Origin of the sequence: Paraburkholderia sp. 32 (assembly GCF_050435345.1) — a bacterium.
GTDB lineage: Bacteria > Pseudomonadota > Gammaproteobacteria > Burkholderiales > Burkholderiaceae > Paraburkholderia > Paraburkholderia tuberum.
In genome coordinates this window covers 302,715-316,041 of sequence record NZ_JBNDKD010000002.1, presented here as the reverse complement: position 1 = coordinate 316,041, position 13,327 = coordinate 302,715, and the positions used below count along the sequence as shown (strand labels likewise).

Genomic DNA, 13,327 nt, shown 5'->3' with positions numbered 1-13,327 from the left:
CACGTTTTGCACGTAAGAATACGCCAGATGGCCGTCAATCGGGAAAGCCGAAATCGCATTATTGGCTGCATTGAATCGCGGGCTGTTTCAAGCAATCTGGCCCGGACACGCTTTTGCCACCCCTGTCTCGAGGGATCCGAGACGATCAGCGCGCTGGCCGCGCGGGACGGCGTGAGCCGCAAGTTCGTCTACGCGCAAACGCGCAAGGCCGGCGTCGCGCTGGCGGACGCGTTTGCGTCAGCGATACCGGAGGATGAAGTGCTGTTCGAGTTGCCGGTCAGCAAGAGGTGGCTGCGTCAGGTGATGGTCGCGCTGACGCTGATCTGCCGCAGCTCGTATCGCGGCGTGGTGGAGTTCATGCGCGACTTGCTGGGCGTGTCCACCAGTGTGGGCAACGTTCACGACGTGCAGCAATGGGCCGCGCAGCAAGCGGCCGCGCTCAACCGCGAGCAAGACCTGTCCGGCATTCGCGTGGGCTTGCACGACGAGATCTTCCAAGGCTCGCGGCCGGTGCTGGCCGGCGTCGATGCCGAGTCGACCTACTGCTACTTGCTGGCGGCCGAGGCCCATCGCGACGGCGACACCTGGGGCGTGCACCTGCTGGACGCGGCGCAGCAGGGACTGGCGCCCGACTACACGATTGCCGATGCCGGCCGGGGCCTGCGCGCCGGGCAGAAGGCCGCCTGGGGCGACACGCCGTGCCATGGCGATGTGTTCCACATCCAGCGCCAGTGCGAAGGACTGGCCAACACGCTGGGCAACCCTCGCCAGGGGCGCCCGGTCGCGGCGCGAGAAGCTGCAAGCCAGGCTCAACCAGCCGCGCTCGCGGGGGTGCGCCGGCGGCTTCGCTGCCCAGCTGAGGCGGGCACGTCGGACAGAAGCGCAGGCGCATCAGTTTGCCTGCGACATCCGCACGCTGACCCAGTGGCTCAGTCATGACATCGTGTCGCTGGCGGGTCCGCAACTCGCCACGCGGCAAGCGCTGTTCGACTTCATCGTCGAGGAATTGGGCGTGCGCGAAGCGCTGGATACGTGCCGCATCCGCCCGGTGCGCATCGCGCTGCAGAGCCAGCGCGATGACCTGCTCGCGTTCGCCGGCGTGCTCGATGAGAAGCTCGCCGCGATCGCGCAGCGCGCCAACGTCTCGGATGAGCTCGTGCGCGCCGCGTGTGTGCTGCATCGCAAGCCGCGCACCTCACCCGCGTACTGGCAGGGATGGGGCCGGCTACGCGCCAGACTGGGCGGCCAGTTCCACGCCGTGTTCGCCGCGGTGTCCGAGGCCATGGCCCACACGCCGCGCAGCAGTGCGCTCGTCGAAAATCTGAACTCGCGCTTGCGCAACTATTTCACGCTGCGTCGCCATCTGGGCGCCCCCTTACCTTGACCTACTGCGCTTCTTCCTGAATCATCGGCGCTTCGTGCGCAGCCGCCGGGCCGAGCGTCAAGGCAAAAGTCCGTGCGAGTTGATGACAGGGCTGGACCACCCGCACTGGCTCACGATGCTGGGACTCGGAGCGCTTCAACCGCGGCAAGCCTGAGCGCGGGAGGTCGATACCCAAGACCTTCAAATCCATCGGGATACTAATCAAAAATCAACACACCGCCCTCCACGAGCGGTGCGGCTCAGTTCGTCCGTGTTACCCAAAATCGGCGCTTTTCGAACCACGCCGTCTGCCGCTCGAGTCGCCCCGCCAGGCAGGTCTCGGTGCGCTCATTGCTCAGCCGAGCCTTATTCCAGCTTGCACCCATTGATCGACTTAGGCAGACACCGTTGCCCGTGGGTCCATCGGGCACCAGACAGATCAGATCCGCTCCAGCTTACATTCACAAACCGCGCGTCTTCGAAGTTGGAATTGCGTAGATTCGCGTTATCGAACGAGACGTTTGTCAGGTCGGCTCGAGAAAAGTCGACACCAGATAGATCCGCGCCACTGAAATCCACATTTTTGCTCACGCTTTCCCGCAACGATGCCGAGGCGAGGTCGGCACGGACTGCACCGACGTTTTCAAGAGTCGCATGGGACAGATCCTTCTTCTTCCAGCTCACCCCCTTCAATTCAGTATTCTGAAGGACGATGTGTGACGACGAAACCTGATCCGATGCAGATCCTTTAGTCACGCTGGACGGCCGAACACCACTGATATTCATTGTCGCCGTCGAACCCGGACCGATTTGCCTGTTAGTAATAGTGACATTATGCAGCTCGAGTACCCGATTGGATTCGGTGATTGAATTTTCGGCCAGCGCAGCGCGGCCGAATAGCGCCACATAGACAAATAGCAAAGCGCGGCACATTGCCATTACGTGTCTTCCTAGATTCATTTTTCAACAACCTCTTCCGAGAGAATATCTGCGTGTAGCGGCTTGTCGGCGGAGATATTGGAGGACGAAGCTATGCTTGTCTGCGCAATCTGTCTCATCCAGGCAGGATCAAGCTGCTCGCCATTAGTTGTTGAGAAGATCAATCCAAGCATATTCTTCGCGCGGGAGTACTGTCGCTCTGCGGAGCGCCTGTACCAGACGAGCGCCGCCGAATAATTGATAGTGGTCCCCTTGCCGATGTGGTACATCGTCGCGAGTTCATACATCGCAACCCGATCGCCCTTCTCTGCTTCCTGACGTACATCGGTAAATTGCTCGCGGGCTGTTTTCGGTTCATTCCCGCCATTCAATCGCATCAGGTTGCGAGAGGCAGCAACCAGTCCCTTCATAGCGGCAGAGGCGTACCATCGCTTTGCTTCGGCCAGATCTTCCGGGACTCCGTCGCCCGACTCGTAGATTACTCCGAGTTCGTTCTCGGCGACCCGATTGCCTGCTGACGCCGCCGTACGAATCTCGCGTAGTCCTTTCTCCACATCTCCAGTTGCCCGCATAACGAGTCCCAAAACCAGTCGTCCGCCGGGATTGCCCTTCACAGCCACACCATTCGCGTAGGACTGAGCGGAGAAGAGGTCGCGTGCAACACCACGCCCGTACAGGTACAGCACAGCCATTGCAACATAGTTCCGAGCGTCACCGGAATTTAGACCTTGCTGCCAGATCGCTGCCGCGTATTGAAACTGGCGACCAGTGTCATCCGATTCCATTGCCGCCATGCCAGCACGATACGCCGTAAGGCCGTCGTCATAGGTCTTGTCGGCCAGATCGTCGTATGTGGTTGCGCCTTGCTCGGTCACGCCGCGCTTTGCAGAGAACGATGCATCGCTCTCACCGCGAATACGGAAGTCGGAAAACCTGTCAGACAGTCCCTGGACATCCGGCGCTATCGTGGATTGGTGAATGACCACGGTCGCGTGCGCGGAAGGCATACTCATCGATACGATCAGCGGAAGGAAGCTGGCCGAGCAAGTCCATCTTTGCCGAAATCGGCCACGTATCTTTCTTTGCATATTTCGATTTCACTTGAGTTTGCGGGGCTCGGAGGAGCCCCACTATCGGCTGCCGACAGCGACGTTTAGCCGACCCACACTGAGGCTCGGCGCATTGAGCGCAAGCATCGCGTTCGTAATGTCTACCAGTGCCGGGAATCCCGTGATGGTCTCGAGCCCTGGACCCTTCAACTCGGATGGAAGATGTTCGAACACAGAAGCGTTTGCAGCGAAACACAGCACCTCCTCGTGGCCCGGTTTTTCGAAACGGATTGAAAATCGCTTGTCTTTAACAGGAATCGATGTGCTCGAATAGGCTTGCACCTCGCTCATCGGCTCGAAAGGGTTGGGATAAATCTGCGTAACGGTATGGCTCGCATCTTCGTAGTAGCAACGCAGCGCCGCACTTCGATTGAGCCGCACGTCCAGATTGAGCTCGTCACCCACCCGGGGATGATCGCCGCCTTCTGCACTCAGCGTGACGTCGATCGGACCTTGCCCTCCCTCCTTCAATGACAAGGCGTCCGACGCCGGAGCGACCGCGGATAGATCAACCTTCTGTACATTTCCGTGGACGTCAACCGGAACTCGCTTCGCAAGCATCGCCTGATAGGTCGGGAAGCTCAGCAATCCCGTGGACGGAATGTCCTGGTCCATCTGGAATTCCGCAATCGCAGCCTTCAGTTCGGTGGACGATATACCGTCCACGGGACCGTCGTAATAGGTCTCCCGGCGCAGGACAGTCTGCGCGAGCATCGTCAGATATGCCGGTGTTGCCGCGTCGTACCACGTGCGCAGTTCCCGCTGGAATTCCGGCGCTGCTTCGTTGAGCGACAGACATTGCCAATATGGCAGTTTCAGCCACTTTCCGACCAGCTCGATCATGCCGAGATCGACGAGGCTGCGCAGTGCGAGTCCGGACCCCTGGCTATGGTCGTTGCTCAACGAGAACTGCACCCCCGTCTTGAAGATCGTGCCGCCCCCTTCGATTCCGCTGCCGCTTTTTGCAACGATGGCGGAGTTGGCCGCATAGATACCTGGCACCAGCGTGCGGGTTCGTAACTCGCCCAGGTGCAATTCCAGCGCAATAATCGACGCATGCACGTCGCCATCATAGGCCAAGTCTGTGCTGAATTCGTGACCACGAATCGACCCGTCTGCCGAAATGCCGAGGCTACGCCGCTTGCCGACAACGTTTTCGTCGATATAGCTAACCGCGCCGGACACATAGACCTGCGGCGGCTCGATGTTCATTGCGTTCATTCCGAGCAGCAGACTGCTGAGATATTGAACAGTGTCCTGCTGAACCAGATTGATTTCGTAATCGACGAACTCGAACGTCTTGCTGCGCTCGGACATTTGCGCCAGCGCGGTAATCACGAGGTCCTTGACCGATGTTCCAGCCTTGCCAGAGGGATCGGCGATAGATTTACTCGTGATGCGGATAGGAGTCTGATGGGTGCTGGCGAGCATTTCGTCCATGCACGCCAACGAGCGACTGAAGGAGCTGATCGAACGAACCGGCTCGACGACGGGACTGCCTTCGGAATAGGCCTGCGAAATGACTTCCTTATGGTCGCGAGGCGTAAGCGCACACGATGTGACCGAAACCGCTGTGATGGCCGCGCAAACACGACCTGCAACGGAGGCGACAGGGTGCGGCCTCCGTTGAAAATAACGGTAAATTCCCAATTGATTCGCCTGAAAAAACAATAAGTGGCACTCAACAGCCGTTAACTATGGGACCCTTGATAACGACGATATTATCTTTCGGCGCCCTGACCCCTGGACGCTGGTTACCAAGGTCTACATTGCCGATGTCTGTTGTGCAGCCCTTGCCAACAGACGCGCCTGATGACGCGGAACTACTGGACGAAGAAGAGCCAGGGTTGGCATCCGCCCCGGTGCTTTTCGACAACAGACGATTTCTCGCCAGTGCACTGGTCACCTTGCTCTGTTGACTGGGATCAAGACCGGTTCGAGAACCAATTTCGTTGGCGCGCGTGGACGCGCCATGCAGTGCGGCGAAAATGACAGCATTAGTAACTATTGCGAAGAGAATGGCGCGCACTCGGTGAGCTCCGCTAAGGCCGCGAGATACGATGTTCGCGGCGCCTAAGACTTACTTGCCCGAGACGGAGCCGATGTTGAGCTTCGCCTTACTCATGGCACCGACGGATGAGTTGGCCAAACCGCTGTTCTCGATGCTCAGCGTTTGCTTGTTATTGCCGCCGATCTTCACGTTGCCTTCGACCGAATTGGCGTTTAGAACAGATTCCGATCCAACACCGACAGCCGAGTTGGCAATCCCGGAGTTCTTGATCGTGGTGCTCTGGTTATTATTTCCTGCGATCTCCACCTTAGCTATAGCGACGCTGGCAGAACAGGCGAGAAGCGCGCACAGAATGTATGACTTCATTAGTTATCCAAAAATGTAAAAATAGAATGAAAAAATGAAACGGCCGTTAAATATCATTTGCAACCATTGTTCATGCAACAGCTCCATCTTCCGACTTTTCATCGAAACATACAATAAGAGTACTCTTAAATTACAAGTTTATATTTGCCAGGGGTGGACGTCGCATGCGCGGCGCGGCTCAAGTGCGCTTCTGTCCACTGGTTTCGCCATAGCGCGGGGTCGAACATGGCCGATGGCAACCTCGATCTGCGGCTCGCGCACGACAAGCTCGACCACGCGTCGCTGACGACCACAAGCCTGTATCTGCACAGCGACGATGTTCAGCGACATCAGGAAACAGAACTGAAACACCACATCGACTGGTGAGGGGTATCCACTTCACCTTATGGCTATTGAGGGCATTGCGCAATCGATCGCGCCTTTGAGAGGCTCCTGGCCGACCTCTGCCCGACGCTGATCGGCCCATCCCGACCCACAAGGGACAGTTGGATTTCTCCGTAACGGACGTTCAAGCGACTGGAAACGTTAAACCTCGCAAATAGCCAGGCACGGGCTGTAGTCGATCCGGGCTAAGCTTGACGCGCCCACGCAGTCTGATGCTGAGTCGCCCCGTTGCCTCCAATCTCGCCCATCAGATAATCGATGAACGACGCTATTCGCGAAGAAACGGCTGTATTGCGGTAATAGACAGCATGGATTGGCTGACGGACGTCCTTGGTCTGACGGGCGAGGATCTGCACGAGACGCCCTGTTTCACGGTCCCGGTCGGTCATGAAATCCGACAGGCAGACAACGCCCACGCCTTCGAGCGCCAGTTGACGAAGCGTCTCGCCGCTCGATGAACTTGCCACCGGCTCGATACGGTACGGCTCACCGTCGGCACCGAGCAACGGCCAGACATTGAGCGACTCCGGTTGTGTAAAGCCCAGCAGTACGTGCTTGCCAAGGTCAGCGACCTCGCGCGGATGTCCGTGCGCCTCAAGGTAGTCGGGACTCGCAAGAACACGCATGCGGCTACTGCCAACAAGCCGGCTATGCAGCGTCGAATCCTTGAGCCGGCCAATTCGAATAGCGACATCGGTGCGGCTCTCGAGTAGATCGATGATGCCGTCGTTCGTGTTCAGCTCCAGGTGAACGTGCGGATAGCGCACGCGGTAGCCTTGCACAAGCGGTGCGATCACGTGCAGCATGAAAGGCGACGCTGCATTGATCCGCAGGAGCCCCGATGGGTTTTCCCGCCGCGCGACCATCTGTTCCTCCGCGCTTTCCACGGAATCGATGATGGCGCGCGCGTGTTGAAGGAACGCGCGCCCTTCCTCGGTCAGCTCCATCCTGCGCGTGGTCCGGCGCATCAAGGTCGTTTTCAGCTTTTCCTCGAGGCGCCCCAGCGTCCGGCTGGCCGCCGACACTGTCAGGTCGAGATGTTGGGCAGCTGCCGTCATCGAGCCGGTATCGACCACGGCCATGAAAGTCGCCAATTCGTCGAGGGCGATATTCATTCTTGATTTCTTTTCAAAAGAATTTTGTTTATAGACCAGTTTGTGAACAAAAGTAAAGCTGGCAGACTCGGTCCGTCAGAATCCTCAATTCCTTCGCGAGGGAATACAGCCGCCGGAAGGCGCAGCCGCGCTGTCGAGTCTGGTGAGACAAAACTTTCTCCAATGTCACGGAGATTTAATAAATCAAAAGGCTGTTTCTGGAGACATACGCCGCGACGTTCAGGCTTCCGCAGACCAGGCGGGCAACTAACTCTGCTTAGCCGGAATGCGACTGACATCGGCATAAAGCCGGCGCGCAACTCACCTCGATCAATGCGAGCACAAACATGACGGTTACCGAGCGACCCGCGAATTACGGCACCAGCATGATCGACCTGGGCCGGTTTCAGATCGATTTGGAGATGCGGACGCTGCACCAAAGCGGCACGCTCGTACCTGTCGGATCTCGCGCCTTCGATATTCTTGCCGTGCTCGTGTCGGCCGCTGGACGACTCGTTACGAAAGACGAATTGTTGGATAGTGTCTGGCCGAAAACCGTCGTCGAAGAAAACAATATCCAGGTCCATCTGTCCGCGTTACGCAAAATACTTGGTGAGGATCGCAACCTGATTGTCACGATCCCTGGTCGCGGGTATCAGTTGCGACAACGACCCGTTGAGAGCCGGGCTCCTGCGGTCGAGTCCCGAGCCTTCAGACGTAGCCTGCCGCTACGCGAAACCCGGCTCACAGGCCGCGACGCAGCCGTTCGGCAGATCAGCATGTTGCTCCAGACTACGCAGGTATTGACGCTCACTGGAGCCGGCGGTATAGGGAAGACGAGCCTGGCGATAGAGGTAGCACGGCAGGCATCGAACGATTCTTCCCGCGCTGTGTGTTTTGTCGAACTTGGCACGGCAACAACCGAAGATGCGGTCCTATGCGAGGTCGCCGAAGCATGCGGGCTGTCCACGCTCGATGCTGCAGTCGACATTGCGCAACTGGCTGCGGCGGTTTCCGGCAAACGTCTGCTCCTCGTGCTGGATAACGCCGAGCACGTGATCGACGCGGTCGCGCGGATCGTCGACGCACTCGTAGCGGCAAGCGAAATTCTGCGTGTGATGGTAACGAGTCGTGAACCGCTTCGCCTGATGCAAGAGACGGTGTACCGGGTCGAGCCACTCGACGTGCCGCCTTCGCATTCAACCCATGCGGAGATCGTCCAGTTTTCAGCGGTAAAGTTGTTTTTGCTGCGCGTCAATTCAATCCAACGGTATGCATACGCCGGCTGCGAGGAAATTCATCTCATCGGCGAGATCTGCCGCCGGCTGGACGGCATTCCTTTGGCAATCGAGCTGGCAGCGGCGCGCGTCGCTGGCCTCGGCATTGGGGGTGTTCATCGCTATCTGCACGACCGTTTCAGTTTGCTGACGGGCGGCTACCGGACCGCTCTGCCACGCCATCAAACCTTACGTGCGACGTTCGACTGGAGTTTCTTCATCCTGAATCCATGTCATCAGTTACTGTTCAGGCGCCTCGCGGTGTTCAGCGGCGGCTTTACGTTCGATGCGATGTGCGCGGTGGTGTGCGACGAGAAATACGCTGTGGCGGACGCGATCGGCGGCATCGGCGATCTGGTGGCGAAATCGCTCGTCAACATTGAGCTGGAGGGGCCGGTAAGCAAGTATCGCCTTTCCGATTCGGCACGTGCCTATGCGCTGGAGAAGCTGCATGCGCAAGGCGAGCAGAGGCTGATCGCGGCGCGCTATGCACGCTATGTCTCCCATTGCTTGCGACCGTGTCTGGCTGGCAGTGTCGCTGAACAATTGGACCTGGAAATCGATTTCCGGCAGTCGCTGGATGATGCACGCAGCGCTTTCGATTGGGCGTTCTCGCAGCATGGCGATACGCGGATTGGAGTCGAGCTCGCGGCAGGTTTCACAGAGGCGCTGCTCGATGCGGGCCTGATTCACGAAAGGCCATCGATGCGCTTAAAGAACTGCCCCCTGCCTCGGTGGACTCAGACACCGAAATGCGCGTACGTGCCACTCTCGCCTCGGCATTGATCTATGCTCAGGGGCCCGTGTCAAAGTCGGCACAATCGTGGACGGAAGTGCTGGCTCTTGCTGGCGATACAGGCGACGGTTCTGGTGCAAATGGTGAAGGTGAATCGATTAACGTGTTGCCCCCCGATCTCATCATCCGACAATGATGTCCGAGCGCGGCCTGTCGCTGGCCCACACGACGATCGCGGTCTCCTATTCGAACTCCGCGATCCGCAGGCCAATTTCCCAATGGCTTCATATCCATTCCGTTATACGACACATAACGAATCGATATTTCGGCCTTGATATTGACTCACCACCATCATCGCTGACGCGACGCAGCCAGTCGGCTGGACGACTGGCGTCGTCTCCTTCCCGTTCCCCATCTTCGGAGACTCCATGAGAACAAACTTCGCTCGCGCGGTGGTGCGCTCACTGCGCCCTGCGGTTACGCTTTTAGCCGCGCTTGGCATCTATGTTGCGTTGAGCCCCACTGCCACCGCCGCGGTGCCGATGGGCGTCGCGTTCGTCTACCTCGGCAACCCCGGTGACGCTGGCTGGACCTACGCACACGAACAGGGTGTGAAGGCGATCGAAGCGAGGTTCGGTGACAAGATCAAGGTCACGCGCGTCGAGAACGTACCCGAATCCGCTGACTCGGAGCGCGTGTTTCGCGACCTCGCGAACAAGGGCAACAAGATTATCGTGGGCTCGAGCTTCGGATTCCAGGACTTCGAACTGAAGACTGCAAAGGATTATCCCGACGTCGTCTTCGAGCATGCGACCGGATACAAGAAGGCGACGAACTTTGCGACCTATGACGTGCGCACGTACCAGAGCGCCTATCTGGCTGGGCTCGTCGCCGGCTATACGACGAAGACGAATACGCTCGGCTTCGTCGCCTCGGTGCCGGTCCCGGAAGTGGTGCGCAACATTAACGCCTTCACAATGGGTGCGCGTTCGATCAATCCGAATGCGAAGGTAAAGGTCATATGGATCAATGGCTGGTTCGATCCAGGCAAGGAGAAACAGGCGGCCGAAACGCTGATCGGCCAGGGAGCCGACGTGCTGATCCAGAACACCGATTCGACGGCGACAATGCAGACTGCCGAGCAGAAGAATGTGCACGCGTTCGGTTGGGACTCGGACATGAAGAAGTTCGGCCCGAATGCCCAACTGGGCGCATGCGTGAGCTACTGGGGCGTCTACTACTCTCACCTGATCGAACAGGTGCAATCCGGCACGTGGACCAACGCGCCGACGTGGTGGGGTCTCAAGGAAAAAGCAATCGACCTCGCTGACATCAACACTGCAGCCGTATCGCCTGCCGCGCAAAAGGCGCTGGCGCAAAAGCGCGACGACATTATCGCGGGCAGATTCGATCCGTTCTCCGGACCGATCAGGGATCAGAATGGCGCGATCAAGGTGGCAGCCGGCACGTCGCTGCCCGACGCCGAGTTGCTGCGGCTCAACTGGTTCGTGCAGGGGGTCGAGGGCACGTTACCGAAGTAACTCAGCCAACGTGGAGGAGACACACTTTGAGCCTTGTCATTTCTCCGAAACAGAACGCGTCGGCGTTCCCTGAGCAGGGGCTCGCGCCGACACGCGAGCAGATCGTCCGCCATCTGCGTCATGCAAGCGTCATCGCAGAACGTGCGATGCTGTTGGGCCGTCACCCGTTTGGCGCCATACTCGTCGGGCCTGATCAGGAGTCGGTTCTAATAGAACAGGGCAATGTCGATTCCGTCAATCATGCGGAAGCGGTGCTCGCGCGTATCGCCGCGCTCAACTTTACGCCGCAATTCTTGTGGGGTTGCACGCTCTATACGACGGTTGAGCCATGTTGCATGTGCGCAGGCACGGCATATTGGGCCAACATTGGGCGGGTGGTTTTTGCAATGACGGAAGAGCGCCTGCTGCAAGCCACGGGCAATCATGCAGAGAATTCGACGATGAGTGTGTCGTCGCGGTATGTCTTCGACCATTGCCAGAAGCGCATTGAACTGGTTGGGCCCGTGGCCGAGGTCGAGGAAGAAGTGATGCAGGTGCAGCGCAGGTTCTGGGGACGCCGATGAGCATGGCGCATCGCGGCCTTATGTTCGCATCATGCCGCGCGCGGAGCCGCCACCGCCCGCGCAGCGGCCGCCGCAGCCACCGCGCCCGCAGGGCTCAGTTCGGGCCTTGCGCAGTTGAGGCCGTTCGCCGGATCAGACCACCCGAACGTACCCCCACGCTGAGGTAGGAGCACAAATGCTGAGATGGCGCGGTCAGATCCCGTGAGGTCGCATGCCGGTGCTCCGAGCACACCACCGGTCTGCGTTGGCGTAGGCGTGGCCACCGCTCGCGCCGCGGCAGCAGACGACAACGGTGGACACGATCGCTGTGCAGACCGGCACGCGGTACGCTCCACCATGCCGCAAACGCGCTACCGCTGCGGTACGCCGTCGCGCCACTCGCCCCAATGCGTGACGATGTCCTGCACGAGCGGATTGCCCGTCAGGAACAGATTGTCGATCGCGATCGTGAAGCCCCCCTGCGACGAGTAGTTGAGCAGATTGTCCGCGCTCGACTGGCCCGCGTACGGCCGGTCGAAGTCCGAGCCAGCGCGCAGCACCGCGACACGGTTCAGGTCAACGCGATGCACGGTCGCCGCGCGCGTCAGCGCCTCGAAGGTGGCGTTGTCTTCCTGCTGCGTCGTGCAATAGGTGCCCTTGCCGTCGGTCAGGATCTTCGTCCATTGCCGCGCGCGCTCGCCGAGATCGGTGCCCGACCACCAGGTATCGCCCGCCAGCGTGTCACACTGGATCACGGTCGGCGGACGGTTCGCGGGCGCATAGTTGTATTTGGCGCGGGCAGCCTGCGCCTGTGCGTCGTCGGTCAGCGTCACGTTGCGCGACAGCGCGAATGCCGCGTTCGAAAGCGCCGGATTGAGCTGGAACACTTCGGTGCGATAGTCGAGCGGCGGCTTCTGCGTCGGGCCCGTCGTGTTGATGCCGAGATAGCCGGTATTCCAGCCCGGCGGAATTTCGCGTCCGTCGATTTCCCATTGAATCCCGAAGTCGACCAGCCAGTTCGCCCACGCAGCGGAACCGACGGTGCCCTGAAGCGGATCAATACCAGCGATGCCCGCCACCATGAAGTACGTATGACGCAAGTCGAAACGCGGCGAGAACGTCAGCGCCATGATCGACGCGGCGGCATTCGCGTGCCCCATGCCCGTCGTCATCACGCAGACCTCCTTGCGATTGCAGTGTACGGCAGGGTAGTCAGGAGAAAGGCCCGCGACGGTGATGTCCTGCCACGGGCCGAGATGATCGAGCCACACCTGGCCTTCCGGACCGAACATCGAAATGATCATCACCTTGACCGGCCGGCCATGCGACGCGCCGTCGTCCTGCGCGAAGCTGTCGTCGGCATGCGCGATGGCCGGTGCAACTGCCGCGCCTGCCACGAGCAACGATGAAATCGCTGCACCAAAAGCACGATTTAGCATAAGAGGTCCCACCTGATATGTAAGAACTGCGGTTGCGAAAAGTGAGTCGCGTGCCGTGTTGTCGACTGACGTCGTGGTTTTTTGTCGGCGTGCAGCGTGGGACCTGGGCGTGAGCCGTTCAGGTGACAGTGAGTATAAGCAGAGAAAAATCTGTATTGCCAAGCGGACGAATGTCATGCTCGGCTTCAACCGTTTCAGGAACGCCGCGATCACTCTGGCAGGCATTGAGTTGACGCATCGCATTCGCAAAGGCCAATTCAACCTGGCGAAGCTCGGCCTCAAAAATACCGCCGCGTGAGCACACGTCGTGCGCTCAACTCGCGCAACACGCGCGAAACGGTCATGCGTGCGACTCCGGACTCCTTGACCAACTCGGTTTCCGAAGGGATTGCGTCTCCAGGCTTCCAGGTGCCATCGGCTATGCGCTCGATTACATAGCGCTTGATCTGTTCGTATGCTGGCGCAAGCTTGCGCTGCAGCTTCAACCGCTTCGCCTCTCCACCCGCCCGCGCCGCCTCAGTCATGA

At 59.3% G+C, this 13,327-nt stretch carries 12 protein-coding genes and 2 pseudogenes; 7 read left to right on the top strand and 7 right to left on the bottom strand.

All coding sequences use genetic code 11. The features are described 5' to 3' along the window. The first annotated feature begins 27 nt into the window (after positions 1-27). Together OKW26_RS16760 and OKW26_RS16755 are read left to right on the top strand one after the other, a co-directional pair. Positions 28-939 (top strand): hypothetical protein, encoded by a 912-nt coding sequence (locus OKW26_RS16760; RefSeq protein WP_429354439.1) that lies wholly within the window; start codon positions 28-30, stop codon positions 937-939. A gap of 4 nt (positions 940-943) precedes the next feature. Next, positions 944-1,384, top strand: coding sequence for a hypothetical protein (locus tag OKW26_RS16755; protein ID WP_429354438.1), 441 nt, complete (start codon positions 944-946; stop codon positions 1,382-1,384). Positions 1,385-1,729: 345 nt separating this feature from the next. On the opposite strand, the gene OKW26_RS16750 is transcribed toward OKW26_RS16755, so the two are convergent. The 4 genes from OKW26_RS16750 to OKW26_RS16735 form a co-directional block, all read right to left on the bottom strand. Then, a complete protein-coding gene (locus OKW26_RS16750; RefSeq protein ID WP_429354437.1) occupies positions 1,730-2,302 on the bottom strand; it encodes a pentapeptide repeat-containing protein in 573 nt (190 codons plus the stop codon). 17 nt (positions 2,303-2,319) lie between these two features. Beyond that, on the bottom strand, positions 2,320-3,315 hold the full coding sequence (locus OKW26_RS16745) for a tetratricopeptide repeat protein (RefSeq protein WP_429354436.1): 996 nt from the start codon (positions 3,313-3,315) through the stop codon (positions 2,320-2,322). A 117-nt stretch (positions 3,316-3,432) separates the two neighbouring features. Next, a complete protein-coding gene (locus OKW26_RS16740; protein ID WP_429332775.1) occupies positions 3,433-4,851 on the bottom strand; it encodes a DUF4384 domain-containing protein in 1,419 nt (472 codons plus the stop codon). 640 nt (positions 4,852-5,491) lie between these two features. Next, positions 5,492-5,788 carry a hypothetical protein gene (locus OKW26_RS16735; RefSeq protein WP_184044542.1) on the bottom strand — a complete coding sequence of 99 codons (297 nt, stop codon included), beginning with the start codon at positions 5,786-5,788 and terminating at the stop codon, positions 5,492-5,494. Between the two features lie 153 nt (positions 5,789-5,941). Here OKW26_RS16735 and OKW26_RS16730 point away from each other — a divergent pair, with 153 nt between their 5' ends. After that, positions 5,942-6,154, top strand: coding sequence for a tyrosine-type recombinase/integrase (locus OKW26_RS16730; protein WP_409259281.1), 213 nt, complete (start codon positions 5,942-5,944; stop codon positions 6,152-6,154). Positions 6,155-6,357: 203 nt separating this feature from the next. Here OKW26_RS16730 and OKW26_RS16725 read toward each other — a convergent pair whose 3' ends face one another. Next, on the bottom strand, positions 6,358-7,287 hold the full coding sequence (locus OKW26_RS16725; protein WP_429354435.1) for a LysR substrate-binding domain-containing protein: 930 nt from the start codon (positions 7,285-7,287) through the stop codon (positions 6,358-6,360). Positions 7,288-7,613: 326 nt separating this feature from the next. On the opposite strand from OKW26_RS16725, the gene OKW26_RS16720 reads away from it, so the two are divergent. The 3 genes from OKW26_RS16720 to OKW26_RS16710 all read left to right on the top strand — a co-directional run bounded on the left by OKW26_RS16720 (position 7,614) and on the right by OKW26_RS16710 (position 11,383). Beyond that, positions 7,614-9,329, top strand: coding sequence for an ATP-binding protein (locus OKW26_RS16720; RefSeq protein ID WP_429354434.1), 1,716 nt, complete (start codon positions 7,614-7,616; stop codon positions 9,327-9,329). Between the two features lie 378 nt (positions 9,330-9,707). Next, a complete protein-coding gene (locus OKW26_RS16715) occupies positions 9,708-10,820 on the top strand; it encodes a BMP family ABC transporter substrate-binding protein (RefSeq protein ID WP_429354433.1) in 1,113 nt (370 codons plus the stop codon). A gap of 26 nt (positions 10,821-10,846) precedes the next feature. After that, the gene (locus OKW26_RS16710) at positions 10,847-11,383 is read left to right on the top strand and encodes a nucleoside deaminase (protein ID WP_429354432.1); all 537 of its coding nucleotides are present in this window, start codon (positions 10,847-10,849) and stop codon (positions 11,381-11,383) included. A 350-nt stretch (positions 11,384-11,733) separates the two neighbouring features. Here the strand turns inward: OKW26_RS16710 and OKW26_RS16705 are convergent, their stop codons facing one another. After that, a complete protein-coding gene (locus tag OKW26_RS16705) occupies positions 11,734-12,801 on the bottom strand; it encodes a purine-nucleoside phosphorylase (protein WP_184044550.1) in 1,068 nt (355 codons plus the stop codon). Positions 12,802-12,955: 154 nt separating this feature from the next. Between OKW26_RS16705 and OKW26_RS16700 the strand changes: the two are divergent. Beyond that, positions 12,956-13,099, top strand: a pseudogene (locus OKW26_RS16700) (IS6 family transposase); the annotation flags it as partial. Here the strand turns inward: OKW26_RS16700 and OKW26_RS16695 are convergent. After that, positions 13,092-13,325 (bottom strand): annotated as a pseudogene (locus OKW26_RS16695) (GntR family transcriptional regulator); the annotation flags it as partial. The pseudogenes OKW26_RS16700 and OKW26_RS16695 sit on opposite strands and share 8 nt — an antisense overlap. Positions 13,326-13,327: the final 2 nt, after the last annotated feature.